This is a genomic window from Myroides guanonis (assembly GCF_900114085.1).
Lineage (GTDB): Bacteria > Bacteroidota > Bacteroidia > Flavobacteriales > Flavobacteriaceae > Flavobacterium > Flavobacterium guanonis.
The window spans coordinates 54,100-79,435 of the sequence record NZ_FORU01000002.1 but is presented as its reverse complement, the minus strand read 5'-3'; the positions used below and the strand labels follow the sequence as shown (position 1 = coordinate 79,435).

23 protein-coding genes and 2 pseudogenes are annotated in these 25,336 nt (G+C 33.8%); 15 read left to right on the top strand and 10 right to left on the bottom strand.

The genetic code is table 11. The annotated features are described in order from the left end of the window. Nucleotide 1 precedes the first annotated feature (1 nt). The 6 genes and pseudogenes from BM024_RS13885 to BM024_RS02395 form a co-directional block, all read left to right on the top strand. Nucleotides 2–269, top strand: a pseudogene (locus BM024_RS13885) (biotin/lipoyl-containing protein); the annotation flags it as partial. An 86-nt stretch (nt 270–355) separates the two neighbouring features. Continuing rightward, a pseudogene (locus BM024_RS02415) lies at nt 356–1,636 on the top strand (dihydrolipoamide acetyltransferase family protein); the annotation flags it as partial. A gap of 79 nt (nt 1,637–1,715) precedes the next feature. Further along, nucleotides 1,716–2,654 carry a M28 family metallopeptidase gene (locus tag BM024_RS02410; RefSeq protein WP_090677869.1) on the top strand — a complete coding sequence of 313 codons (939 nt, stop codon included), beginning with the start codon at nt 1,716–1,718 and terminating at the stop codon, nt 2,652–2,654. Beyond that, nucleotides 2,651–3,328, top strand: a complete 678-nt coding sequence (locus BM024_RS02405) for an SDR family NAD(P)-dependent oxidoreductase (protein WP_090677868.1) — start codon at nt 2,651–2,653, stop codon at nt 3,326–3,328. The genes BM024_RS02410 and BM024_RS02405 overlap by 4 nt, the downstream gene beginning before the upstream one ends. Nucleotides 3,329–3,338: 10 nt before the next feature. Next, the gene (locus tag BM024_RS02400) at nt 3,339–3,956 is read left to right on the top strand and encodes a SprT-like domain-containing protein (protein WP_090677867.1); all 618 of its coding nucleotides are present in this window, start codon (nt 3,339–3,341) and stop codon (nt 3,954–3,956) included. Between the two features lie 4 nt (nt 3,957–3,960). Next, on the top strand, nt 3,961–5,025 hold the full coding sequence (locus BM024_RS02395; RefSeq protein ID WP_090678085.1) for a mannose-1-phosphate guanylyltransferase: 1,065 nt from the start codon (nt 3,961–3,963) through the stop codon (nt 5,023–5,025). 112 nt (nt 5,026–5,137) lie between these two features. Here BM024_RS02395 and gcvP read toward each other — a convergent pair whose 3' ends face one another. Beyond that, complete coding sequence (gene gcvP / locus BM024_RS02390; RefSeq protein WP_090677866.1) at nt 5,138–7,990, bottom strand: aminomethyl-transferring glycine dehydrogenase; 2,853 nt, start codon at nt 7,988–7,990, stop codon at nt 5,138–5,140. A 119-nt stretch (nt 7,991–8,109) separates the two neighbouring features. Between gcvP and BM024_RS02385 the strand changes: the two genes are divergently transcribed. Both BM024_RS02385 and BM024_RS02380 read left to right on the top strand, forming a co-directional pair. After that, on the top strand, nt 8,110–8,940 hold the full coding sequence (locus BM024_RS02385) for a UbiA prenyltransferase family protein (RefSeq protein ID WP_090678084.1): 831 nt from the start codon (nt 8,110–8,112) through the stop codon (nt 8,938–8,940). A gap of 92 nt (nt 8,941–9,032) precedes the next feature. Beyond that, nucleotides 9,033–10,421, top strand: coding sequence for a leucyl aminopeptidase family protein (locus BM024_RS02380; protein WP_090677865.1), 1,389 nt, complete (start codon nt 9,033–9,035; stop codon nt 10,419–10,421). A gap of 73 nt (nt 10,422–10,494) precedes the next feature. Here BM024_RS02380 and BM024_RS02375 read toward each other — a convergent pair whose 3' ends face one another. Both BM024_RS02375 and BM024_RS02370 read right to left on the bottom strand, forming a co-directional pair. Further along, a complete protein-coding gene (locus tag BM024_RS02375) occupies nt 10,495–11,373 on the bottom strand; it encodes a hypothetical protein (RefSeq protein ID WP_090677864.1) in 879 nt (292 codons plus the stop codon). Between the two features lie 162 nt (nt 11,374–11,535). Beyond that, entirely contained in the window at nt 11,536–12,411 is an 876-nt protein-coding gene (locus BM024_RS02370; protein WP_090677863.1) for a hypothetical protein, read from the bottom strand. A gap of 118 nt (nt 12,412–12,529) precedes the next feature. Between BM024_RS02370 and BM024_RS02365 the strand changes: the two genes are divergently transcribed. The 4 genes from BM024_RS02365 (at nt 12,530) to BM024_RS02350 (ending at nt 13,850) form a co-directional block, all read left to right on the top strand. Beyond that, entirely contained in the window at nt 12,530–12,928 is a 399-nt protein-coding gene (locus BM024_RS02365; RefSeq protein WP_090677862.1) for a hypothetical protein, read from the top strand. Then, nucleotides 12,918–13,118, top strand: coding sequence for a helix-turn-helix transcriptional regulator (locus BM024_RS02360; RefSeq protein WP_090677861.1), 201 nt, complete (start codon nt 12,918–12,920; stop codon nt 13,116–13,118). The genes BM024_RS02365 and BM024_RS02360 overlap by 11 nt, the downstream gene beginning before the upstream one ends. Before the next feature lie 67 nt (nt 13,119–13,185). Then, nucleotides 13,186–13,497: a hypothetical protein gene (locus tag BM024_RS02355; protein ID WP_090677860.1), complete on the top strand. Its 312-nt coding sequence runs from the start codon at nt 13,186–13,188 to the stop codon at nt 13,495–13,497. Between the two features lie 23 nt (nt 13,498–13,520). Beyond that, complete coding sequence (locus BM024_RS02350; RefSeq protein ID WP_143077708.1) at nt 13,521–13,850, top strand: hypothetical protein; 330 nt, start codon at nt 13,521–13,523, stop codon at nt 13,848–13,850. Nucleotides 13,851–13,863: 13 nt separating this feature from the next. Here BM024_RS02350 and BM024_RS02345 read toward each other — a convergent pair whose 3' ends face one another. Further along, nucleotides 13,864–14,772 carry a DMT family transporter gene (locus BM024_RS02345; protein WP_090677858.1) on the bottom strand — a complete coding sequence of 303 codons (909 nt, stop codon included), beginning with the start codon at nt 14,770–14,772 and terminating at the stop codon, nt 13,864–13,866. Nucleotides 14,773–14,918: 146 nt separating this feature from the next. Between BM024_RS02345 and BM024_RS02340 the strand changes: the two genes are divergently transcribed. Beyond that, on the top strand, nt 14,919–16,487 hold the full coding sequence (locus tag BM024_RS02340; protein ID WP_090677857.1) for a M20/M25/M40 family metallo-hydrolase: 1,569 nt from the start codon (nt 14,919–14,921) through the stop codon (nt 16,485–16,487). Between the two features lie 48 nt (nt 16,488–16,535). Here the strand turns inward: BM024_RS02340 and BM024_RS02335 are convergent, their stop codons facing one another. Together BM024_RS02335 and BM024_RS02330 are read right to left on the bottom strand one after the other, a co-directional pair. After that, nucleotides 16,536–17,348, bottom strand: a complete 813-nt coding sequence (locus BM024_RS02335) for a hypothetical protein (protein WP_143077707.1) — start codon at nt 17,346–17,348, stop codon at nt 16,536–16,538. Nucleotides 17,349–17,507: 159 nt separating this feature from the next. Continuing rightward, the gene (locus tag BM024_RS02330) at nt 17,508–18,326 is read right to left on the bottom strand and encodes a hypothetical protein (protein ID WP_143077706.1); all 819 of its coding nucleotides are present in this window, start codon (nt 18,324–18,326) and stop codon (nt 17,508–17,510) included. Nucleotides 18,327–18,992: 666 nt separating this feature from the next. Between BM024_RS02330 and BM024_RS02325 the strand changes: the two genes are divergently transcribed. After that, nucleotides 18,993–19,661, top strand: a complete 669-nt coding sequence (locus BM024_RS02325) for a porin family protein (protein WP_090677854.1) — start codon at nt 18,993–18,995, stop codon at nt 19,659–19,661. A 28-nt stretch (nt 19,662–19,689) separates the two neighbouring features. Beyond that, nucleotides 19,690–20,346 carry a porin family protein gene (locus tag BM024_RS02320; protein ID WP_090677853.1) on the top strand — a complete coding sequence of 219 codons (657 nt, stop codon included), beginning with the start codon at nt 19,690–19,692 and terminating at the stop codon, nt 20,344–20,346. Between the two features lie 56 nt (nt 20,347–20,402). On the opposite strand, the gene BM024_RS02315 is transcribed toward BM024_RS02320, so the two are convergent. The 4 genes from BM024_RS02315 to BM024_RS02300 form a co-directional block, all read right to left on the bottom strand. Continuing rightward, entirely contained in the window at nt 20,403–22,433 is a 2,031-nt protein-coding gene (locus BM024_RS02315; protein ID WP_090677852.1) for a M3 family metallopeptidase, read from the bottom strand. A gap of 80 nt (nt 22,434–22,513) precedes the next feature. Next, nucleotides 22,514–22,996, bottom strand: a complete 483-nt coding sequence (gene purE, locus BM024_RS02310) for a 5-(carboxyamino)imidazole ribonucleotide mutase (RefSeq protein ID WP_090677851.1) — start codon at nt 22,994–22,996, stop codon at nt 22,514–22,516. Nucleotides 22,997–23,000: 4 nt separating this feature from the next. Beyond that, complete coding sequence (locus BM024_RS02305; protein ID WP_090677850.1) at nt 23,001–24,155, bottom strand: 5-(carboxyamino)imidazole ribonucleotide synthase; 1,155 nt, start codon at nt 24,153–24,155, stop codon at nt 23,001–23,003. A gap of 106 nt (nt 24,156–24,261) precedes the next feature. Continuing rightward, nucleotides 24,262–24,687, bottom strand: a complete 426-nt coding sequence (locus tag BM024_RS02300; protein ID WP_090677849.1) for an energy transducer TonB — start codon at nt 24,685–24,687, stop codon at nt 24,262–24,264. Nucleotides 24,688–25,336 lie beyond the last annotated feature (649 nt).

Sequence of the window (25,336 nt, the reverse complement as noted above, 5' to 3'; positions counted from 1 at the left end):
TATGGCAGAAGTAATTACAATGCCTCGTTTGAGCGACACCATGACAGAAGGTGTTGTTGCGACATGGCTTAAAAAAGTAGGAGATAAGATTTCTGAAGGCGACATTTTAGCTGAAATAGAAACTGATAAAGCGACAATGGAATTTGAATCTTTTCATTCGGGTACATTGTTATATATCGGATTAGAAGAAGGGGAGGCAGCTCCGGTAGATTCATTACTTGCTATAATTGGAAATGAAGGAGAAGATATTTCTGCCCTTATCAATGGAGTAAGTGTTGAGAAGTCTTCTGAAAAAGAAGATGTGAAATCTGAGGTAGAAGTTGTTGCTAAAAATGATTCTAATCAAGAAGTTAGTATTCCTAAAGACGTGAAGATTGTTACAATGCCACGTTTAAGTGATACTATGACTGAAGGTACAGTTGCTACTTGGATTAAAAAGGTTGGAGATAAAGTTGAGGAAGGGGATATTCTTGCAGAAATTGAAACTGATAAAGCGACAATGGAGTTTGAGTCTTTTCAATCTGGGACACTTCTTTATATTGGTATTAACGAAGGGGAGTCGGCTCCAGTAGATAGTATATTAGCTATTGTTGGACCTGAAGGAACTAATGTAGATGGATTGGTAGCGTCTGTTAAGGCTGGAAAAAATCCATTGGAGGAAAGAGAAATACAAGTAGAAAGAAAACAAGAGTCAGTACAGGAGAAAGTTATCGAGACAATGCCTCAAACTGTTACTGTATCTGAAAACACAGTTACAGGTAGAGTATTTGTATCACCATTGGCTAGAAAAATTGCAACTGATAAAGGTGTGAATTTGGCTGATGTTAGTGGAACCGGAGAAAATGGAAGAATAGTAAAACGCGATGTAGAAAATTACGTTCCTTCTGTGAAAGTACCTTCTGTTGTGTCAAATACAAATGTATCTTCTGTTAAAACATTTGCTCCAGCGGGTGAAGTTAATATTGAGGAAGTGAAGAATTCACAGATGCGTAAAACAATTGCACGTCGTTTAGCTGAATCTAAGTTTACGGCTCCGCATTATTATTTGACTATTGAAATTTCAATGGATGAAGCAATGGCTTCTAGAAAAATAATCAATACGTTACCTGATACTAAAGTTTCATTTAATGATATGGTTGTGAAAGCGTGTGCAATGGCATTGAAAAAACATCCACAAGTTAATACGCAATGGAAAGATGATGTTACAGTTATCAATCATCACGTAAATATTGGAGTTGCTGTTGCTGTAGAAGACGGATTAGTGGTTCCTGTTTTACCTTTTACTGATCAGATGAGTTTAACTCAAATCGGAGAGAAAGTGAAGGAATTGGCAGTTAAAGCGAAAACGAAGAAACTTCAACCTGCTGAAATGGATGGAAGTACTTTTACAGTTTCGAATTTAGGAATGTTTGGAATTCAATCTTTCACTTCAATCATCAATCAGCCTAACTCAGCAATTCTTTCAGTTGGTGCTATAGAGGAGAAACCAGTCGTTAAGAATGGTCAGATTGTTGTTGGAAACACTATGACTGTCACACTGGCTTGCGATCATAGAACGGTTGATGGGGCTACAGGAGCTCAGTTCTTGCAAACATTGAGAAGTTATATAGAAAATCCAGTTACTATGCTTGCATAGAGGGTACATGAATAAAGCTTAAAAACCCGTTTTGTATATCAAAGCGGGTTTTTTTGTATTTTTACTTCAAAATTTAGATATGAAATTTTATGTAGGTGTAGTGTTTTTCATTCTACTGTCTTGCTCTTCTAATTCTACTGTTTTAAATAGAACTAATGAAGTTGATTTAAATGCAATTAAAGAAACTTTATTCTATTTGTCGTCTGATGAATTACAAGGACGTAAGTCGGGAGAAGCTGGTAATGTATTGGCCTCAGAGTTTCTAATCAACAAGATGGAAGACTATCAGGTAAAACCTTTGTTTGCTTCATTTAAAGATACGTTAACTAATTTTCCGAATACATGGAATGTTGTAGGTTTGCTTCCGGGAACTGATAAGATTCTAAAAGATGAATATATTGTTCTGGGGGCTCATTACGATCATATTGGATTGAAAAAACAAATGAATGATAATGAAGATATTATTGCAAATGGTGCGAATGATAATGCTTCTGGAGTGGCAATATTGACAGAAATAACTCGTTATTTGTCAAAAAGTGAGCTTAAAAGAAGTGTGATAATTGCTTATTTTACGGCAGAGGAAGATGGTTTGTTAGGTTCAGAGCATTTAGCTGAAAAATTAAAGTCAGAGGGGTATAATGTTGGATTAATGTTGAATTTTGAAATGTTAGGAGTAGGGATGGACCGTAATTATCTGGCTTATTTAACGGGATATGATAAGTCGAATCTGGCAGATATAATTCATTCAAAAAAAATAAATCTAATTGGTTATTTTGAAGGTGAGTCAGAAAGGTCTTTATTTAAACGTTCTGATAATTATCCGTTTTATTTGGAGTTTGGAACTCCATCGCATACATTTAGCTCCTTCGATTTTGAGAATTATCCATATTATCATCATGTTAAGGATGAATATAAGGAAATGGATTTAAAACACATAGAAGCATTTACTAAAGATATAGCACCAGTGGTTCAAGAATTGATAAATGCACCATTGGGATTAATTAAAAATAATAAATGAAAAATATAATAGTTACTGGGACTAGTAGAGGTATTGGATTGGAAATAGCTCTTCAGTTTGCAAAAGAAGGAAATAAAGTTTTGGCTGTTTCTAGAAATATAGCTAAAGAACTAGAATCAGTTAAAGATGTGGTTTGTATTCAAGCTGATATTACTAATGAGGGAGATTTGGCGAAAATAGAAAGATACATTCAAGAGTCATGGGGTAAAGTAGATGTTCTTGTTAATAATGCGGGAGCGATTGTGAATAAACCGTTTGAAGAAATTACAACCGCTGAGTTCGAATACGTTTATAAAGTGAATGTTTTTGCTGTTGCAGCTTTAACGAGAATTTGCATACCGTTTATGAGTGTTGGTAGTCATGTAGTGACAGTAAGTAGTATTGGAGGGATTCAAGGTAGTGTAAAATTTCCTGGTCTAGCAGCATATAGTTCAAGTAAAGGTGCAGTTATTATTTTGACAGAATTATTGGCAGAAGAGTTTAAAGAAAGAGGAATTTCGTTTAATTCAGTTGCTTTAGGGGCTGTTCAAACAGAAATGTTAGAAGAAGCTTTTCCGGGTTATAAGGCACCGTTAGAACCTGCTGAAATGGCTCGTTTTCTGGTTGATTTTGCCTTGAATGGGCAACGATATTTTAATGGTAAAACATTACAGGCATCGAGTACCACTCCATAATGTTTAAGATTTGGAAGAGATATTAAAAAAGTATATTCCTGCTGGAGCTGTGAGACCTGTTTTTGAACTTATAAAAATGAGTTCGGTTCATCTTAAAATAGTGAATGAAAGAGTGACTCGTCATGGAGATTATAGAAAGAATTTGCATGGTCAGCATGAGATAACCGTCAACGCAACTTTGAATCCTTATCAGTTTTTAATGACTTTGATTCATGAGATTGCTCATTTGGTTGCTTTTGAGAAGTATGGAACTAGGATTAAACCTCATGGGGTAGAATGGAAAATGACCTTTCAACATTTGATGGTGCCTTTTATTAGACCCGAGATTTTCCCTAATGATATCTTACCTTTGTTAGCTCGACATTTTAGGAATCCATCAGCAAGTAGTGATACCGATGCAGCTTTGTCGATTGCTATGAAGCGTTATAGTGAAAGAGATCAGGAACTTTGTTTTGTTTTTGAAGTTCCTCAAGGAAGTCATTTCAGGATTCGCACAGGACAAATATTTAAGAAGGGACCATTGAGAATAAAAAGATTTGAGTGTTTAGAGATTAAAACACAACGATTATATACGTTTAAAGCAAATGCTGAGGTAGAGCTTTTAACTCAATATGTTATTAAAAAATAAAAGTATGAACAGTAATTATTATGCTGTAATAATGGCCGGTGGAGTTGGTTCACGATTTTGGCCAGTAAGTACACCAGAATTTCCAAAACAGTTTCACGACATGTTAGGTTCGGGAGAGACTTTAATTCAGAAAACATTTTCGAGACTGTCGCAGTTGATTCCAAAGGAAAATATCCTTGTATTGACACATGAGAAATATAATGATATAGTAATGGAGCAATTGCCATCTGTGTCTCAAGAGCAGATAATATTGGAACCGGCTATGCGTAATACTGCGCCGTGTATTCTGTATGCTTCAATGAAAATACAAAAAATGAATCCTAATGCTTTGATGGTTGTTGCACCTAGCGATCATTGGATAGAAGATGAAATGCAATTTGTAGCTAATTTGCAGAGAGCTTTTGATGTTTGTGAGAGAGAGAATATCTTAATGACTTTAGGTATATTACCTACTTATCCTAATACTGGTTTTGGCTATATTGAATTTGATAAGTTAGATTCAAGACAGGTTAAAGAAGTTGTGCAGTTTAGAGAAAAACCGGACTATGTCACAGCAAGGAAGTTTATTCAGAGTAGACATTTTTTATGGAATTCCGGGATATTCGTGTGGAGTGTAAGAGCTATTTTAGAAGCATTTACAAAGTTTCAGCCTAGTATGATTGCACAATTTAATAGTGGTATTGAAACGTATAACACTAAAGGGGAGCAAGATTTTATAAATACGTTTTATCCTGAAGTAGATAGTATATCTATTGATTATGCTGTTATGGAGAAAGCAAAGAATGTGTTTGTTCTGCCTGCTACTTTTGATTGGAACGATTTGGGAACTTGGGGTTCACTTTATGACAAGTTACCTAAGGATGGAGATGATAATGCAATTGTAAATGCAAAGGTTTTTTCTGAAAATGCAACTAATAATATTATTCGTACTGAGCCTGGAAAGACAGTTGTTGTTGATGGTTTAGATGACTATATTATAGTGGATAGAAAAGATGTTTTGTTGATTTATCCGAAGAAGAAAGAACAGGATATAAAAGTTGTGAGTCAGCGTGTTGTAGATGAACAGTAATTTTATGTAACTAAATAAAAAAAGGGTCGTTGTGATTAAATCGCAACGACCCTTTTTTATAAATGTAAATTAACATCTACTCTTTTGAATAGATGTTAATTTAAACAGTGACTTAGTTTTCTAAGTATGCTTCTATTGGTGCACAAGAACACATTAAGTTTCTGTCACCGTATGCATCGTCAATACGACGTACAGTAGCCCAGAATTTGTTCTCTGCAACATATTCTAATGGATATGCAGCTCTTTGTCTAGAATAAGGGAAGTCCCATGTATCTGCTGTTAGCATAGCTAAAGTATGAGGTGCATTTTTCAATTCGTTTACTGGGTTTTCTATAGTTGCATTTTCAATTTCTTGACGAATAGCAATCATAGCATCACAGAAACGGTCTATTTCTTCAATGCCTTCACTCTCTGTAGGTTCAATCATTAATGTACCAGCAACAGGGAAAGAAACAGTAGGAGCGTGGAAACCGTAATCGATTAAACGTTTAGCGATGTCGGTTACTTCAATACCTTTTTCTTTAAACATTCTACAGTCAACAATCATTTCGTGCGCCGCTCTTCCTTGCTCTCCAGTATATAAGATAGTGTAGTGCTCTTCTAAGCGTGCTTTCATGTAGTTTGCGTTTAAAATAGCATGTTGTGTAACGCTTTTTAAACCTTCAGTTCCTAACATAGTAATGTATCCGTAAGAAATCAAACAAACCAATGCAGATCCGAAGGGTGCTGCTGAAATTGCTGTGATTGCTTCTGAACCTCCCGTTGGGATAATTGGGTTTGTAGGTAGGAAAGGAACCAAGTGTTCTGCAACACAAATTGGACCAACTCCAGGACCTCCACCTCCGTGAGGAATTGCAAAAGTTTTATGTAAGTTCAAGTGGCAAACATCTGCTCCAATTTTAGCAGGGTTTGTAATAGCTACTTGAGCATTCATATTTGCACCATCCATATACACTTGACCACCATTGTCATGAATGATTTGAGTGATTTCCATAATTGCAGATTCATAAACTCCATGTGTAGAAGGATATGTAACCATTAAACATGAAAGATTGTCCTTGTATTGTTCTGCTTTAGCTCTTAAATCAGCTACATCAATATTTCCTTCTTCAGTAGTTTTAGTTACAACAACCTTCATTCCAGCCATTGCTGCTGATGCAGGGTTTGTTCCGTGTGCTGATGCAGGAATCAAAGCAATGTTTCTTTGTGAATCACCTCTTGAAAGGTGGTATGCACGAATTGCCATTAAACCGGCGTATTCTCCTTGAGCTCCCGAGTTAGGTTGTAATGTAGTTCCTGCAAATCCTGTGATAACGCTTAATTTGTTTTCTAGGGATTTTAGCATTTCCATATATCCAACAGCTTGTTCAACTGGTGCAAAAGGGTGAATGTTGTTCCATTGAGGGTTGCTTAATGGAAGCATTTCTGCTGCTGCATTTAATTTCATTGTACAAGAACCTAAAGAAATCATAGATTGGTTTAATGCCAAGTCTTTACGCTCTAGTTTCTTAATATAACGCATTAATTGAGTTTCTGAATGATGACTGTTGAATACATCGTGTTCAAGAAACAAAGAAGTACGTTTTAATTTTTCAGGGTATGAAATAGTAGCTTCATCTAACACAGTTACTTCAGTAGCTGTTTTTCCTGCCGCTTTAGCAAAAATGTTTAAGATAGCATTGATGTCTTTTAATTCTACAGTTTCATTTAAAGCTATAGAAACCGTGTCAGCATCTACATAGTAGAAGTTGATATTGTTTTCTTCTGCAATCGCCTTAATGTTGCTGCTGTTTGCTTTTACTACAATCGTATCAAAGAAAGCACTGTTGGTTTGTTCGAAACCTAAAGCTTTTAATTGATTTGATAAAGTAACTGCTTTTGCATGAACTTGGTTAGCGATAAAACGCAATCCTTTTGGACCGTGATAAACAGCGTAGAAACTAGCCATTACTGCTAACAATACTTGGGCTGTACAGATGTTTGATGTCGCTTTTTCACGTTTAATATGTTGCTCACGAGTTTGTAGAGCCATACGCAATGCGCGGTTTCCATTCATATCAATTGAAACTCCAATGATACGACCTGGCATACTGCGTTTGTATTCTTCTTTAGTTGCAAAGTAAGCTGCATGTGGTCCACCATATCCTAGTGGAATTCCAAAACGTTGTGTAGTTCCAACAACAACGTCTGCACCCATGTCTCCTGGAGGAGTTAGAGATACTAGCGATAGAATGTCAGCTGCTACTGCAACTTTTATATCTTTTGTTTTTGCTGTATTGATAAAAGAGGCATAGTCGTGAACTTGTCCGTATTTACCTGGGTATTGTAATATAGCACCAAAGAAATCATCTCCGAATTCAAATGTTTCGTGGTTTCCAACAACTAGTTCAACACCAATTGGAGTAGATCGTGTTTGGAGAATAGACAAAGTCTGTGGCAAAATTTCTTCAGAAACGAAGAACTTATTTGCGTTATTTTTTTTCTGGTCTCTTGTTCTAACGTCGAACAACAAAGCCATAGCCTCTGCTGCTGCAGTTCCTTCATCAAGTAAAGAGGCATTGGCAATTTCCATTCCTGTCAATTCAATAACTGTTGTTTGGAAATTTAATAATGCTTCAAGACGTCCTTGTGCAATTTCTGCTTGGTAAGGAGTGTAAGCAGTGTACCAACCTGGATTTTCAAAAACATTTCTGATAATCGCTGCAGGAGACACTGGTTCGTGGTAACCTAATCCAATAAAAGAACGGAATACTTTGTTTTTATTACCCATTTCTTGAACGTGAGCTAAATACTCATATTCAGTCATAGCAGGCTCTAATTGTAACTCCTCTTTTAAGCGAATAGCGTTTGGAAAGGTTTCGTCGATTAGTTGTTCTATGTTCTTGACTTTTACAGTTTTGAACATTTGTTCTAAATCGGATGGTCTAGGACCAATGTGTCTTAAAGCAAATGCATTTGTTTTCATTCTTCTAATAAATAAAAGTTGTGTTTAAACCGACAAAAATAACTATAAATCTGATAATTGTCTCGATTAATAAAGCTAATTTTGAAAACAGCACTTTTGGAAGAGAAATTCTAAACAAAATGATTAAAAATGCATTAAAAAGACTGGTTTATTTATATCTTAATGGTAGCGTGCATGTTGCTGTTGCAGTTTTTGCATTGGTACAAATGACTTTTTATTTTTCTAAAATTCCTTTTGATCCTATTGTATCTCTTTTGGCTTTCTCAGGAACTCTTTTTTCTTATAATTTCATAAAATATGCTGATGTAGTTTATCGAAACCGTAATACACTTTCTAGTGATATGAAATGGGTGATAGGTATAAGTGTAATCGCAATGATTACGGGTATAATTTGCTTTTTCATGTTAGAACCTTTAACACAATTGGTGACAATTGGTTTTTTGCTATTATCTGTTTTATATGCTATCCCGATTAATCCTAAGATCCCGAATTTACGCAATTGGGCAGGTGTTAAAATATATATAGTTTCACTTTGCTGGGCTGGGGTAAGCTTGATATTGCCGATAGTTAACGCAGGTGTAGATATGACTTTCGATATTGGAATTAAGTTTATTCAACGATTTCTCCTCGTGCTTATATTGATTCTTATTTTTGAAATTGTTGATTTACAATTTGACGATAAGAGGTTAAAAACAGTACCACAAACTTTGGGGGTTGAAAAGACTAAAAAATTGATTTTATTATTATTGATTCCATTTTATGTATTGGAGTTTTTTAAAGTTGGTTTCGAATCAATTCAAGCTTGGAATAATCTAGTTATTGTTACTTTGGTATGGTATTTTACTCGAGAGGCTTCTCCAAAAAAGTCTAAGTACTTCACGCTTTTTTGGGTTGAAAGCGTTCCAATAATATGGTGGTTGTTGGTTGTTGGAGAAAATTGGTTTAGTTAAATATAATTTTGAATAAATAACAATGATTAAGTAGGTCGATTTATTACCTCTTTACAAATATTGTATATTTGTGAGATATTAAAAAACACAATATGATACAATTAATTAAAGATATTAATAAAGCAGAAAATCTTGTATTTGTAATAGGTAAGGAGAATAGTAATGTTGAGGTTCCAGTTTTGCTACAAGAGTTTGTAAAAGTTTTTGTTGATAGTAAAAAAGAAGAAGGCTTTTCTAAAATTGGAGAGCAGTATTTCTTTTTTGTAAAAGAGAATAGTGATTTAGAAAAAATGCGTTTAGCTGGTTTTAATATCAGAAAACAATTAGAAACTAAGGCTACAAACTTAAATGTGATTGGAGAAGGAAAAGCTACTTTAGCTTTGGTAGAAGGTTTTGAGTTGTCAAATTACCAATTTTTAAAGTATTTTAAAGATGGTGAAGAGAAGAAATATATTTTAAACACTATAGGTGTGCAAGGTGATTTCACAGAAAAAGAAGTGGCTGATTTAAACAATACAATTAAAGCTGTTTATTGGGCTCGTACAATGGTAAACGAACCAGTAAACTTTTTAAATGCTACTCAATTAGCTAGAGAGATTGAAGTTTTGGGAAAAGAAGCGAATTTCTCAGTAAAGGTTTTGGAGAGAAAGCAAATAGAGGAGATGAAGATGGGAGGTTTGTTGGCTGTTAATAGAGGTTCTGTAGAACAACCTACTTTTACTATCATGGAGTATAAACCAGAGAACCCAATCAATAAGAAGCCTATTGTATTAGTAGGAAAAGGAGTGGTATATGATACGGGAGGGTTGAGTTTAAAACCGACAGCAGGGTCAATGGATTCAATGAAAAGCGATATGGGTGGAGCAGCATGTATGGCTGGAACTATTTATGCAGCTGCATTGAATCATTTAAATGTACATGTAATAGGTTTGATACCTGCAACGGATAATAGACCAGGTGGAGATGCGTATGCGCCAGGTGATGTAATTACCATGTATGATGGGACTACAATTGAAGTGTTGAATACTGATGCAGAAGGACGTATGATATTGGCGGATGCAATTGCTTATGCAAATCAATACGAACCTGAGGTAATTATTGATGCTGCAACGTTAACTGGAGCTGCCCTAGTAGTTGCTGGTGATACTGCTTCTTGTATTATGGGTAATAATGAAGAGGTGATTAAAGCGATAGTAGCTTCGGGATATAACGTGCATGAGCGTTTGGCACAATTACCTTTCTGGGATGACTATAAAGATTTGTTGAAATCTTCTATAGCTGATATGAAAAATATTGGAGGTCGTTTTGCAGGAACTATCACAGCAGGTAAGTTCTTAGAGCATTTTGCAAAACATCCATATGTGCATATTGATATTGCAGGACCAGCTTGGATGGAATCTCCTAGAGATTATAAAGGTAATGGAGGAACTGGAACAGGGGTAAGAACCTTGGTTGATTTTTTAGTGAATTATAAAGGTTAATTTACCTAAGGTTATATATTGAAAAAAGCGAGAACGGGAGTTCTCGCTTTTTTTATGCATAGGCCTTAAAGTGCTAATAAAAGTTATAATATACATTAACTCTTGGTAGCCATTTAGCCTCTCTATAATACGCTGAAATAAAGTCACCATTGGTTTCTGTAATCTCATAATTATCATAGTATACTGAATTGTACGTATTGTTATGTATAATTGATTTAATGGCTTTCTTACCTTTATACACATATTCAAAATTATACAATAATTCAGAGGATGCGTAACCTTCAGTATCTTTCCCTTTTATTTGACGCAATTCGTCGTAGAATGATAGGTTTATATTGGAGTTGACAAAAGGGTGTTGTTGGTTGTATAACTCAATGTTGAATTTAATGCCACACCCTGATGAAGTGGTTTTGCAATGAAAAAAAGAAAGCAAATTACCTTGTTCGTCATAATATATGTTATCTGTATAATACACCCAAGAATCTTCTTTATCCATAATTTTAACTTGATCGACTAATCCAAGCTCATTATATTTAAAATGGGTATTCAAATTAGTCTCTTCAATAGCTATTATCAGATTTAAATCATTATATCTGAATTTCTGAATTTCTTGAAGGGATCCTGTTTCGGTAACTATTCTGTCTATTAAAGAATCCTTCTTATAATGTATGGTTTGAGTTTTATTAATCTTTGCAATTCCTTTATTTACAGTTCCATCTGGTAAAAATTGTTCATCGTAATATTCAATATCAGTTTTAATATTAGTTACAAAAGCATTTCGATTATATTTTATGAATGTGTTTTGCTTATACGTATTTTTATTATAGGGATTTTCGGTAACGATTTCCTTTACCAAAATCTTATCATTTCTTCTATCTGGAATAGTATCATCCAAATTACAAGAGATTGATAATAGAGTAAGTAGTCCTAGTCCGTATTTTATGAGATTCATAGCTTAGTAGTTTTTTAGTGAAAACAACCTAATTCTTTCAAATTATAAAATAGATAATGGTTGCGTAGTAGTAAATATTTTTTTTTAAATAGTTCACAACACTGATAGTAAAAAAATTAAGAGCGAAAAGTTCCTATTCTTTTGTGTTTAGAATTTAAAGGGTTAATAAAATTTATAGTACACATGAACTTTTGGTAGCCACTTAGCATCTCTATAATACGCTGAAATAAAATTACGATTGACTTCCATAACCTCATAATTATCATAGTATATTGGCGAGTACGTATCGTTATGAGTAATTTTTTTTATGGCCTTCTTACCTTTGTAGACATATTCAAAATTAGATAATAAATTAGGAGATGAGAAACTTATTCCTTTCCATCCTTTTGTTTGGCGTAATTCGTCGTAGAACGATAGATTTATATTGGTGTTCACAAAAGCGTGTTGTAGGTCGTACAACTCAATGTCGAATCTATAGTTATAGTCTTCGAAAGGGGGAATACTGTGGATAAGATAGAGTAGGTTCCCCTCCTCGTCATACGTTATTTTTTCGATAGAATTTGTCCAAGAATCTCTTTTGTCTATAGTTGTAATTTCAATTACTAATCCAAGCTCATTATATTTAAAATGGGTATTCAAATTAGTTTCTTCAATAGTGACTATCTGATTTAAATCGTTATACACGAACTCTTTCGTCTCTTGTAGAGAGCCTGTCTGGATTACTATCTTATCTATTAAAGAATCTTTCTTATAATGTATGGTCTGAGTTTTATTAACTTTAAAAATGCCTCTATTAATCTGCCCGTTGGGTAAAAGTTGTTCGTCGTAATACTCAACCTTTGCTGTAATCTTTGTAACAAACGCATTTTTATTGTATTCTATAAGAGTGTTTTCTTTATAATTTTTTTTGTTAGGAAGATCTGCTATTACGATTTCCTTTACCAACACCCTATCTTTTCTCAGATCCATACCATCATCTGAATTACATGAGATAGTAAGTAATAGAAGTAGTCCTAGTCCAATTTTTATGATATTCATTATATTGTGATTTTTGGCAAAAATAGGTATTTAATATAAAATTACAAAATGTAAAGCTTGTTTGTCTTTTTGTAAAGTTTGCTTTACATTTGTGTTCTATAATAAAAAACTTATAATTATGTTGAAATTAAAATTACTTCCTCGAAAGTTGCGTTGGATACCTTATTTTATATTGGTATTGGGAATTTGTTCTGCTGGTTTGAAAATGGTAGAAAGAGTAGACTCTAAAATATTATCACATTTAGTGTTTTCTATTTTAAATATAGGATTGCTATTGATGTTTCTTACAAAACGAAAACTTGAAGACGAAATGTTTATTCAAATTAGATTGAACAATGCTTTAGGAGGGTTGATATTTGGAGTGACATATAGTTTTGTGAATATGGTGTTTGTTTGGTTGGATTGGCTTGATTCTTATCCTACGGCAGAACAAAATTTATTTGTAGTATTGCTTACTACGAATCTAATGTTTTGGTTTGAGTGCTATGTTAACGAAAATAAAGGAAATGAAGAATAACATAAAAATTGAGCGAACAAAGCTTGGATTAACACAACAGGAATTAGCTGATTTATTACTAGTTTCAAGACAGACTATTAACTCTATCGAAACGAATCGTTATATTCCTTCGACTGTTTTAGCTTTAAAATTAGCAAAGTGCTTGAATTTGAATGTAGAGCTTTTGTTTTTTTTGGAGGAAACAGATTAAGAGAAAACTCTCTAAAGATTTATATATAGATGGATTTGATTAAAAGCTTACTATCTTTGACCTAAAAATGGGTAGCCAAGTTCATATACGTTGTTCAAAATGTGGTGTGTTTAATGTAAATAATGATCATTGCGAAGCTTGTGGTAGTTTACTGTCTGTAGTAAAGCAAAGAGAGATTGTTAGAGCGAAAAGAGATAAAGAGGTTTTGAAAGCTGAGTTAGAAAAGAAACCATCAAGTTTTGAGTTATATATCCAAAAAATGAGAAATCATAGATTTTGGATAGTACGTATCTTTTTTGAGTTAATATATACAACTTGGGTGGTCGCTATGACAATTGGAGCATTCATCGCATGGTTAGTAGCTATGATTGTTGCATGAGAATCTTGTGTAACCGATATTTTTTGACGCTTCTTCTCTTTGGACTGCTCATAAATGTAAGTCAGAAAACGGGTGTGGTATTGCCTTCTTTTATTAGAAATTACTTTAATGACTTATTAATACTTCCTATAGTATTGTGGATTGTTCTTGCATTCATTAGGGAGATTAAGGGAAAAGAGTTTTCTGTTTCATGGGTTGTTGCAATAGCGCTTGCTACTTATTATAGCTTGTTCTTTGAATGGTATCTACCCCAATTTTATTCTCGTTATACCGCGGATGTTTACGATGTATTTTGTTATTTCTTTGGTGCATTCACGTTTCTGTTATTTCAATCTAAAATTAAAAGTACCTGAAGTTGAGAGTTTTTTATTCGCTTTTATTAAATAAGATAACGAGCGTTACAGATGATAAGACTAAGAGAAGCCCCAAGGTACTATACATATCAAAGTGTTCTGCAAAAAAGAAAGAACCTATTAACACTGCAATAACAGGTTCCATAGAACCTAAAATGGAAGTGATAGTAGAACCCGCATATTTAACTGCCAAAACAAGCGTTAGGTCAGAAATAAACGTTGCAAAGAACCCCAGAAAAATAAGATTTATCCAGTCACTTGTAAGATTTATGGGTTCAATACCGGTAGTTAATAAAGCATAAACGAAGAAAATAATACAACCAAAGAATAAGACATAAAAGGTGAGTGTTTCAACAGGAATTAGGGATACTCTAGATTTGTTGAGTCCCACAATATATAGACCATATGTAAAGACAGTAATAGCAGAAAGAATTAATCCAGTTGCTAATCCTTTTGAGGTCTCTCCATGCCAGCACATAAACCCCACGCCTAGTAGTGATAGTAAAGCGGCTATGAGTAATATTGCAGATTTCTTCTCTTTAAAAAAACTAATCATTATAAAGCTAACAAAGATTGGATATAAGAAATGAATGGTTGTAGCTAAACCACTTGCGATGTACTCATAAGAATCTACCAAGAATTTTGCGGTTGCAGCGTAAAGCAAGGCTAATAAAAAAATCATTCCAATATCTTTTAGATTGATGTTTAAACTGATTTTCTTAAAAGAGCAAACCGCTCCCATGGTTACCGAAGAGAATAGAAACCTATAGAATAAGATAGTAGGTACACCAATAGCTAGAATTCCTTCTGGGCGTAAGCTAGGAACCATTAAAGGGAGTGAAAAGAGCGGTACGAGTCCAAATGTACCCGATGATATTAGTGCAAATAGAATTCCTTTAATGCTGTTTTTAGATTGTGCCATAACAAATTAGTAAGAAGCTACAAAGGTAGAAGTTCTTCGTAATCTATTAATTCAAATATCTTTTTTGAATTAATAGAGGTGTTTAGTTGTGATTCATATCGGTATGTTTTATTTTGGCTTCTATAAAAATCATATTATTAAAATTTATGAAGAAAAGTTTACATTTTTCTAAATACAGTCGAGTGATTGTGGTTGGGCTTTTCTGTGTTTCTAGCACTTTTTTATGTGCACAAACAAAAGATAAAGTAGTAGACCAAATTATTGAGGAAGCAACAGAACACTCCCAGTTAGAAAACTACGCCTTTGAGTTGATAGATGTTATAGGTCCTCGTTTGGTTGGAACACCTCAAATGAAACAAGCGCATGATTGGGTTAAAAACTCTTATATAGGATTGGGCTTTGAAGCGCGTAACGAAGCGTATGGGACTTGGAAAGCATGGGATCGAGGAGTGACAACCATTGCGATGACAAGTCCTAGGATTCAGTCTTTAGAAGGCAGACAACTAGCTTGGAGTCCTGCAACTGTTAAAAAAGGAATAGAAGCCGAGGTAGTAGTTTTACCAGAAGCTACAACCGCTGCGGAATTTAAAGAACTTTTGAAACAAGTAAAAGGTAAGTTTGTATTGATTTCAAAAAATACCATATCGGGTCGTCCTGATCATCAGTGGAAAGAATATGCAACTCCAGAGTCTTATGAGAAGTACAAAAAGGAACAAGCTGAGGTTGATGGAGCTTGGGCAAAACGAATCTCTAATACGGGGCATAGTTTAAAAGAACTCCCGAAGGTGTTGGAGAGTGCAGGTGCTGTAGGAGTATTAATGTCGTATTGGACAGGTATTATGGGAGCAAATCGTGTGTTTGGGGCTGAAACTACTAGAATACCTACCGTTGACTTATCAGTAGAAGATTACGGATTGTTGTATCGATTGGCAGAAAAGGGACAAAAACCAAGAATACACGTACAAGCCGATTCTAAAGATTTGGGAACTACAGAGACTTATAATACAATAGCTGAATTGAAAGGATCGGAGAAAGCAGATGAATATGTGGTTTTGTCTGCACATTTGGATAGTTGGGATGGAGCTACTGGAGCTACTGATAATGGGACTGGAATTATAACCATAATGGAAGCAGCACGCATTTTGAAAAAGGTATTACCTAATCCCAAAAGAACTATTTTAATTGGAAATTGGGGGAGTGAGGAGCAAGGTTTGAACGGCTCTAGAGCGTTTGTAGCAGATCATCCAGAATTACACGATAAAATACAAGTAGTTTTGAACCAAGATAGTGGGACAGGGAGAATAGTGAATTTATCGGGTCAAGGTTTTTTAAATTCATACGCTTTTCTAGGGGATTGGCTACAAGCTGTTCCTGAAGCTTATAAGAGTGATTTAAAAACAACTTTTCTAGGTAGTCCTTCTTCTTCAGGGTCTGACCATTCGTCGTTTGTGAGTGTTGGAATTCCAGCATTTATGCTTGGGTCATTGAATTGGGGATATGGAGGATATACTTGGCATACTAATAGAGATACTTATGATAAAATAGTATTTGATGATATTCGAAGTAATGCAATATTGATAGCTATTCTAGCCTACAAAGCTAGTGAAGCGGATGAAATGGTATCGCGAGAAAAAATAGAACTTCCTTTGCAGAAAAATGGGGATAGAGAATCTTGGCCAGAAGTGAAGCAGCCACAAAGAATAGCGCCTAAGTAGAGATAGGGTGTGAAAAGACAAAAGCTTCCGGAAGGAAGCTTTTGTGTGTTATTCGGTAATGGTGATTGTCTTATATTCATAGGTTATAATACTCTCGACACCTGTACCTACAAGTGTTTTGATAACTCTCGTGGGATACTCATTAGTATTATAGGTATAATCGTAGGTAAAAGAAGTAATATCACCTTGAGAGTAGTTGTGTGTTATTTTATTGATATTATGATTGTTCTCTTGATTGAACATGGTTGTAGACAATATGTCATATTGATTCATCAAATCCATTTTTACATTTGCGTTTTTAAATGGAGTGTTTTTGTTGTCATACTCAAATGTTGTAAAAGTACCAGTAGATTTACCTCTGTCTAATATTTCGCTTTTAGTAATAGATTTGGCATTATTGTAACTAAACGAGTAGTAAGTATCATTGTTTTCTTGATATGGTATTATGGATGTAATTAAACCAACTTTATTATATTTAAGAAAATAAGGGGAATTACCTTTTATAGAAGTTATTCTATTATCATTGTCGTATTTAATATTCGTAGTGCTAGATTTTCCTTCATAAAGACTTTGAAATTCAACTAGTTTTCCTTCATCATAAATATGAGTTATTGATTCAGTTTTCGAATTAAAGAAGGTTATGTTTACTTTTGAGATAATAGTGCTATTCTCATCAGTGTATTCAAATGTATAATGATTTGCTACGTCTCCATTCTTAGGATATAGTATAGACATAGAAGTGGGAACAATTAGTTCTGTATTCTTTGGATCTTTTTTGCTGTCTTTATTGTCATCACTTGTGCAGGATGTAAATAATGTTAAGAACCCCATAATTAAAATGGGTTTTATAAATTTTATCATGATTTATAGAATTAATTTATTGCGATTTAAAAATAAATAATATCCGATTGTATGTGTTTCGTAATCACGTGATTTCTCTTCAAATGTTTGTTTTTTGGATTTGTTGTAATTATGGAAATGTTGTACTTCTGAGTTTTAGAATTTTACTTCTTAATTCCATTATTGAGTAATTGTAATGGTTTTATATTCATAGGTTATAATACTCTCAACACCTGTACCTACTTCTGTCTTGATAACTTTAGAAGGATATCCATCATTATTATAAGTATACTCAAAAGTGTAAATCATTTTTTCATCTTCACTAAGAGATGTTGTTATTTTTGATATGTTGTGGTAGTTTTTTTGGTTGAACATAGTTAGAGACAATAAGTCATATTGGCCTAAGTCAAATTTTATGTTGGTGTTTTTGAAAGGAGGGAATTTATCGTCATACTCAAATGATGAAGAATATCCGATAGGTTCTCCGAAGTAAAGCATTTCACTTTTAACGATCGATTTTGAACTATTATATATAAAAGAAAAATAAACAGGGCTATTCTCTTCTTCTGGATTAATAAATGATATTAAACCATCTTCGTTGTATTCTAAATATAAAGAAGTTTCATCCTCTCCGGAAGATATAATTGAAGTTACTTTATGATCTGTGTTATAATTGAAATCCATACTGTTCGATTCGCCATCAATAGAACTTTGGATTTTAGTAAGTAAGTTGTTCTCATAAATAAGTGTTCCTCTTTCTATAGAGTTGTCACTATAATTTATTGTCATCTTAGAGAGGTAATTAGTATTATCAATATATTCAAATTGATAATACTCTGATGAGTTTTGTTCGGTTGGATAAGTAATAGACATAGAGCTAGGGACAATTAGTTCTGTTGTCTCTGGGGCTTTTTTATCGACTTCATTATCATCACTTGTACACGATGTAAATAGGGCTAAAAATCCCATAATTAAAATGGGTTTGAAAAATTCTCTCATAATTTATTAATTGGATTAACTTTTAACGATTTTAAGATAAGTATGTGTTTCATATTTATAAGGTCTATCTTCTAGTAATTTTCTGATTAGGTTGTTTTTTCTTTACTTCAGTTTGTTCAGGAATCATAATTGGCATTTTGGATTTTTCGAAATTTCCTGTTTTATCGTATCTGAAATTAGTTTTGTAGATATGGCTAATATTAGATTCAATAATTTGATTGTTGGTAATAAAATAAAAAATATTTGTTATGGTTGAAATCAATAGAGTAATGGCTTATTAGACCTATATTTTTAATTATTGTTTTTTTCGATCATTTAATTGCTTTAGTATCTGTTTTAAAGAGAACTTTGTCTGATGTTTTTGAATCATAGGAAGAGAGGTAGAAGAAAAATTAGAATTGTTAATGAAAAGTATGGAGTTCAGTAAGTGGATTTTCTAAAAAAACATATTTTAACAAAGTTATCTTAAAATATTAAATATCCAAATTAAGTGTAAAAATAATAGAGGTAATTTATCTCTGTTCTTTAGTGTTTTGAATATTTTTGCTGTTTTAGATAGAAGTATCATTAATTAAGTAGGGATGAAACGAAAGATATTTATACTTAATAGTCACGAGTTGATGTTTTAAATAATTGATTTATATTTGCAAAAATTAATATAAAAACATGAAGAGAATTTTACTATCTATTTTGGCTTTTGGAGCCTTTATCTTGACTGTACAAGGACAAACAGTATCGACGACTTTAGATAATACCAACTCGGAAAAGGACGAGTATTTTAGGATTGGAGTTAAAGGTGGTCTTAATTTTTCAAATTTAATTAATGATAAAGATGGGAAAACAAAGATAAGTTTTCACGCAGGATTGTCTGCAGAATTTTTTGTTATTGATAAGTTCTCTATACAGCCTGAATTACTTTATTCAAGGCAAGGAGCTAAAGCTAACTTAAAGGATTATGTATGGGGAGTTGGGTATTCGGAAATAGAAGCAGATTTGAAATTAGATTATATCAATATCCCTGTAATGTTTAAGTATTATCCTACTGAAGGACTAAGTCTTCAATTTGGTCCCCAAATTGGGTTTTTAGTGAATGCTGTTGGGGATTCAACAACTTCTATTTTTGGCTCGAAGTACGACAGTTCAGAGGATGTCAAAGATAAGATTGAGGCTGTAGACTTAGGAATGAATATAGGGGTTGGTTATGAGTTTTCAGAGGGAGTTTTCTTTGATATTCGCTATAATTTAGGTCTTAAAAAAGTCAATAAGGAACTTACGCCAGAAGAAAGCAATGTCCAGAATGGCGTTTTTCAACTCTCTGTTGGACTTCGATTTTAATGATAACTAAACTACGTAGTATAAAAGTATGAAAAAAATTACTTTATCTGTTTTGGCTTTCGGAGCCTTTATGTTAACTGCACAAGCGCAAACAACAGATGTAAAGAATGAGTCTAAAGATGTTAGATTTGGAGTTAAAGCTGGATTGAATGTGTCAACTTTTACAAATTTCACAGATATTTCCATGAAACCTGGTTTCCATGTAGGAGCTGTTGCAGAAATTTTTATTAATAAAAAACTCTCTATTCAGCCTGAGTTGATATATTCAAAGCAAGGATTCGAATATTCAGGATTTAATGTAGGGAGTTATGTTCCTGTTTACACAGAATATACTTGGAGACAGGATTATATAAATGTGCCAATTATGGTGAAGTATTACATTGTAAAAGGTTTTAATGTGCAAGGTGGTATGCAATTTGGTTTTTTGGTAAATTCAGAGATGGAACAAAGAGGGTTAGAGTTAGATACAAAGAGTTTAGTTAATTCTTTTGATTTTGGTTTGAATTTTGGGGTAGGTTATGAATTACCGATAGGGGTGTTCTTTGATATGAGGTATAATATGGGGTTAACAAATGTTTTCAATAAAGATTTCGACGCGTTTTACAAATATACTAGTGGGAATTATTCTGAAGATGTTAAGTCAGAGAACAGCGTCTTCCAACTATCTGTTGGTTATAAATTCTAATTCAGAGATGTTATAAAGTAAAAGGGATATAGTTCTAACTATATCCCTTTCTTGTCTTATTTCAACAGTCCTGCTCTTTTAAGCAAAGCCTCTGGAGTAGGTTCGTGACCTCTAAACTTTTTATATAATGTCATAGGGTGGTCTGTCCCCCCTTGAGATAATATGTTTTCTTTGAATTTGTTAGCGATCTCTTTATTGAAGATTCCATTTTCTTTAAAGTAAGCAAAGGTGTCCGCATCTAAAACTTCTGCCCATTTATAGCTGTAGTATCCCGCCGCATATCCACCTTGAAATATATGTGAGAAAGCAGTGGACATAGCATTTTCTTTTACATCTGGATACAATTGGGTGGATTCAAACTGACTCAATTCAAACTCTTTTAAGTTATTTATGTTTTGTGGGTCGTGAGCGTGCCATCCCATGTCTAACATCCCAAAGCTTAATTGTCTTAGTGTGGCCATTCCTTCTTGAAAATTAGCACTTTCTTTAATCTTATCAACTAATTCCATAGGAATAGTTTCTCCTGTTTGGTAGTGTTTTGCAAAAAGCTCTAGAGCTTCTTTTTCATAACACCAATTTTCCATAACCTGACTTGGTAGTTCTACAAAATCCCAGAAAACATTTGTTCCAGATAAACTAGGATATTGAGTGTTGGCTAACATTCCATGTAAAGCGTGACCGAACTCGTGAAACAAAGTGGTTACTTCATTGAAGGTTAATAAAGAGGGTTTAGAGGCCGTTGGTTTGGTAAAGTTGCAGACAATAGAAATATGTGGACGTTCGTCTTTACCTTCTTTTTTGTATTGTGATTTGAAAGATGTCATCCATGCGCCATTTCGCTTTCCTTTTCTCGGAAAGAAATCTGCGTAAAAAATAGAATTAAAAGCACCATTTTCATCGGTTACTTCATACGTTTTTACATCCTCATGGTATTTTTCTATGTTTTGAACTTCTGTGAAGTTTAGACCAAATAATCGGTGTGAAACTTCAAAAGCACCTTCTAATACATTTTCTAATTGAAAATATGGTTTTAGGATTTCATCGTCTAAGTTAAAGCGTTGTTGTTTTAATTTTTCAGAGTAATAAGCACCATCCCATTTTTCCAAATGGTCTAGGTTGTCTACCTCTTTTGCAAAAGCAGTTAATTCTTCAAATTCTAATAAGGCTGCTGGTTTAGCTTTTTCCAATAGCTCTTCCAAAAATGAAAATACTTTCTCAGGAGATTGTGCCATGCGCTCTTCTAATACGAAGTGAGCATGTGTTAAATATCCCAATAAGTTGGCGCGTTCGTATCTTAGTTTTACGATGTTTAAAACGTTACTCTCGTTATTGTATTCATTGTCTTGAAACGCTTTCTTTCCTGCTGCAATAGCTAACTCTTTTCGAAGTTCGCGGTTCTCTGCATAGGTCATGAATGGAATATAGCTAGGATAATCTAATGTGAATATCCAACCTTCTTTATTTTCATTTTCAGCAAGTGTTTTAGCTTCCTCAATAGCACCTTCAGGTAGTCCTTTTAAATCAGATTCATTAGTAAGGTGCAGTTGATAATTATGAGTTTCTGCTAATACATTTTCTCCAAATTTCAAAGAAGTCGTGGCTAGTTCGGTATCAATAGATCTAAGTCGTTCTTTCTGTTCAGGTGATAATAAAGCTCCATTTCTAACAAAGCTTTTATAATTTTTAGTAAGAAGTGTCTTCTGTTCAGTGCTTAAATCTAATGTGTCTATTTGTTCATAAACAGCTTTCACACGTTGAAATAGCTCTTCGTCTAAAGAAATGTCGTTGCTAAAAGCAGAAAGCATAGGTGCTATTTCTTGTGCAATTTTCTGCATTTCGTCGCTTGTTTCCGCTGAATTGAGGTTGAAGAAAATATTAGATATACGATCTAGCTCCATTCCGGAATACGCCAGTGCTTCCAAGGTGTTTTTAAAAGTAGGAACTTCTGTCGTATTAGTGATAGTTTTGATTTCTGCTTTTGCATCGATAATAGCTTGTTCAAAAGCAGGCTTATATTCTGATAGTTGTATTTGTTTAAAAGGCGCAGTGCCATGTGGGGTGTTGAATTCTGAATTTAATATAGACATCTTGTAATGTAATTTTAAAAATATAAAGATATGAAAAAGGCTGTCATTTTTGTGACAGCCCTTTGTGTATTGTGTGTGTTTTAGTTTTTCAGAGCCTCTGCTGCTTTTAAAACAACTTCTTTCAATCCATTTTTATAATCAATCATTTTTTGTTGCAAGTCTTTGTTTTGACTTCCCAATATTTGAATCGCTAGTAATCCTGCGTTCTTCGATCCATTTAATGCTACAGTAGCTACAGGAACTCCACCTGGCATTTGTAAAATAGACAATACGCTATCCCACCCATCAATAGAGTTACTAGACTTTACAGGAACTCCAATTACAGGTAGAGGAGACATAGAGGCAACCATTCCCGGTAAATGCGCAGCTCCACCTGCACCTGCTATGATTACTTGAATTCCTCTTGTATGTGCATTAGAAGAAAAATCTACTAACTTTTCAGGGGTTCTGTGTGCAGATACAATATCTACTTCCACTTCAATTCCAAATTCTTTAATGATATCAATGGCATCTTGCATTACGGGCATATCTGAGATACTACCCATTACTACGGCTATTTTCATATTCTTATTTGCTAATTACTTGAATCGTTTCTTTTACTTGTTGAGCAATTTTTCGAGCTTCATTCATGTCGGGATTTACGATGGTAACATGTCCCATTTTTCGAAACGGACGTGTTTCTCTTTTTCCATAGATATGAGGTGTAACGCCATCTATTTTTAAAATGTGTTCCATATTTTCGTAGTGCACCTGACCCGAATAGCCTTCTGCCCCTACAAGGTTTACCATAATTCCCGCTACTTTACTGTCGGTATTTCCAAGAGGTAAGTCTAGAATAGCTCTAATGTGTTGTTCGAATTGAGAGGTATAACTCGCCTCAATAGAATAATGACCAGAATTATGTGGACGAGGAGCTACTTCATTAACAAGTATTTCATCATCTTTAGTTTGAAACATTTCAACAGCTAACAATCCAACATGGTTGAATTTTTCTGATACTTTAAGTGCGATGGATCTCGCTTTATCTGCGACATTTTTTTCAATACGAGCTGGACAAATGACATATTCTACTTGATTTGCTTCTGGATGAAATTCCATTTCTACTACTGGGTAGGTTCTTATTTCACCTGATGCACTGCGCGCAACAATAACAGCTAATTCGTTTTTAAAAGGAATCATTTCCTCTGCAATACAAGGAGTGTTTGGCAATGCGTCTAGGTCGCTTAAACTGCGAACCACCTTTACGCCATTTCCATCATAACCAAACTGAGCTGCTTTCCATATAAACGGAAAGGTAAAACCAGTACCAGCTGCTTGCTTTTTTAACTCGTCTATAGACTCAAAACGTTGATAAGGAGCGGTAGGTATTTGATTTTGATTGTAAAAATCTTTCTGTTTTCCTTTATGTTGAATTAAACGTAGGGTTTTTGGAGAAGGATATACTTTGTGTCCTTCTTCTTCTAACTTTTCTAAAGCGTCTAGATTTACGTTTTCAATTTCAATAGTCAGTAAATCAGTTTTTTTACCGAATTGATATACTGTATCAAAATCCATTAAATCCCCTTGTATAAACTCAAAAGCACCATATTGTGCGGGTGCTTCCTCACTAGGGTCTAAAATAAGCGTTGCGATATCAAACTTTCTAGTGTCAGACAAAAGCATTTTTCCAAGCTGTCCACCACCTAATATTCCCAAACGGAAATCAGAAGAAAAATAGTTCATTATTTTGTGTATTTGTGCAAAGATAATTGAAAAATAGTAGAGAAGCGCGATTTATTTAAACCTTCAAGGTTTCAAAACCTTAAAAGTCTTTGCTGTATGTTAAGTCTTACTCTATGCTTTTAGAGATAAGTAATATAAAGTTGCTTTTAACGGGTTTTTCGTCTAGTAATGCGGGTTGCCATTTTCCAGCATTTATTAAGGTTTCGATGAGAATTTTATCTGCAATACCACCTAATTCTCCTTTTGTAATTTTAATATCCGTTAAACTACCGTCTACTTCAACGTTAAAAGATAGAAATGTTTTAATTGTTTTTATCTCTTTATCGAGGTTCATAGCTTTTGTATCCAATGTGTTATTGAGTTGTTTATAAAAGACCATCATACCACCTGGGTAATTTGCTTTAGTATCTACTTTAGTGACTATTTTTTCAAGCTGACTGTTGCTTTCTTGAGCTTGTGTAGAAGCTGTTATAATAGTCGATAAAGCTATACTTGCTAGTATAGTGTAGAAGTGTTTTTTAATGATTGTCATAGTTGAGGTGTTTAATATATGAAAAGTATCGTTTGTCTAGTTTAGATAAAATGAATTAGTTAAATGTATCAAATAATTTCTGTTTTCAAAAGCTTGGAGGGATTGTTGAAAAATTGGAACCTTTGTGATTTTTTGTTTGATTTTTTGAGTTTCGGAGAGCGAAAATTGTTTTAGGTGTGTCTATATACTGACTATATTCCATCTATACTCCATCTATAGAAAAGGCTTATTCTATAGATGGAGTATAGATACACTATAGATGCACTATAGATAGAGTGCAAGGAAAATACTTATAGCTTTAAAGCTAAGAATTATAATATCGACTTTTTTGTTAAACTCAGAAAGCTCTGTGGTCATTAGTGTCCCTTTAACAGTCACATTCCAATTACGTACTTTTATCTATCTTGTTTATCTGTCCGACGACGATATTGTACATGTAGTTTTACGGATTTTCCTTTTAAAGGGAAGTCTTTAGTTAAAGCACTAGGGTAGAAACCTTTTGAGATGTATTTTCCATCGATTGGCTGTTGTTCTTTTTGAATTATCCTTGGTTTTTAGAAGGTAGTTTGGTCCATTTTGTAAAAATTTATTTTTTTTAGATTGATTATGTTAAAATTTCAAATAGGTAATTGTCTTGAAATAGGCGTGA

Excerpts from the sequence above, each read along its gene's own strand:
- BM024_RS02410 (WP_090677869.1), top strand. The coding sequence starts at position 1,716 with ATGAAATTTTATGTAGGTGTAGTGTTTTTCATTCTACTGTCTTGCTCT.
- BM024_RS02405 (WP_090677868.1), top strand. The coding sequence starts at position 2,651 with ATGAAAAATATAATAGTTACTGGGACTAGTAGAGGTATTGGATTGGAA.
- BM024_RS02395 (WP_090678085.1), top strand. The coding sequence starts at position 3,961 with ATGAACAGTAATTATTATGCTGTAATAATGGCCGGTGGAGTTGGTTCA.
- gcvP (WP_090677866.1), bottom strand. The coding sequence starts at position 7,990 with ATGAAAACAAATGCATTTGCTTTAAGACACATTGGTCCTAGACCATCC.
- BM024_RS02385 (WP_090678084.1), top strand. The coding sequence starts at position 8,110 with ATGATTAAAAATGCATTAAAAAGACTGGTTTATTTATATCTTAATGGT.
- BM024_RS02380 (WP_090677865.1), top strand. The coding sequence starts at position 9,033 with ATGATACAATTAATTAAAGATATTAATAAAGCAGAAAATCTTGTATTT.
- BM024_RS02375 (WP_090677864.1), bottom strand. The coding sequence starts at position 11,373 with ATGAATCTCATAAAATACGGACTAGGACTACTTACTCTATTATCAATC.
- BM024_RS02370 (WP_090677863.1), bottom strand. The coding sequence starts at position 12,411 with ATGAATATCATAAAAATTGGACTAGGACTACTTCTATTACTTACTATC.
- BM024_RS02365 (WP_090677862.1), top strand. The coding sequence starts at position 12,530 with ATGTTGAAATTAAAATTACTTCCTCGAAAGTTGCGTTGGATACCTTAT.
- BM024_RS02360 (WP_090677861.1), top strand. The coding sequence starts at position 12,918 with ATGAAGAATAACATAAAAATTGAGCGAACAAAGCTTGGATTAACACAA.
- BM024_RS02355 (WP_090677860.1), top strand. The coding sequence starts at position 13,186 with ATGGGTAGCCAAGTTCATATACGTTGTTCAAAATGTGGTGTGTTTAAT.
- BM024_RS02345 (WP_090677858.1), bottom strand. The coding sequence starts at position 14,772 with ATGGCACAATCTAAAAACAGCATTAAAGGAATTCTATTTGCACTAATA.
- BM024_RS02340 (WP_090677857.1), top strand. The coding sequence starts at position 14,919 with ATGAAGAAAAGTTTACATTTTTCTAAATACAGTCGAGTGATTGTGGTT.
- BM024_RS02335 (WP_143077707.1), bottom strand. The coding sequence starts at position 17,348 with ATGATAAAATTTATAAAACCCATTTTAATTATGGGGTTCTTAACATTA.
- BM024_RS02330 (WP_143077706.1), bottom strand. The coding sequence starts at position 18,326 with ATGAGAGAATTTTTCAAACCCATTTTAATTATGGGATTTTTAGCCCTA.
- BM024_RS02325 (WP_090677854.1), top strand. The coding sequence starts at position 18,993 with ATGAAGAGAATTTTACTATCTATTTTGGCTTTTGGAGCCTTTATCTTG.
- BM024_RS02320 (WP_090677853.1), top strand. The coding sequence starts at position 19,690 with ATGAAAAAAATTACTTTATCTGTTTTGGCTTTCGGAGCCTTTATGTTA.
- BM024_RS02315 (WP_090677852.1), bottom strand. The coding sequence starts at position 22,433 with ATGTCTATATTAAATTCAGAATTCAACACCCCACATGGCACTGCGCCT.
- purE (WP_090677851.1), bottom strand. The coding sequence starts at position 22,996 with ATGAAAATAGCCGTAGTAATGGGTAGTATCTCAGATATGCCCGTAATG.
- BM024_RS02305 (WP_090677850.1), bottom strand. The coding sequence starts at position 24,155 with ATGAACTATTTTTCTTCTGATTTCCGTTTGGGAATATTAGGTGGTGGA.
- BM024_RS02300 (WP_090677849.1), bottom strand. The coding sequence starts at position 24,687 with ATGACAATCATTAAAAAACACTTCTACACTATACTAGCAAGTATAGCT.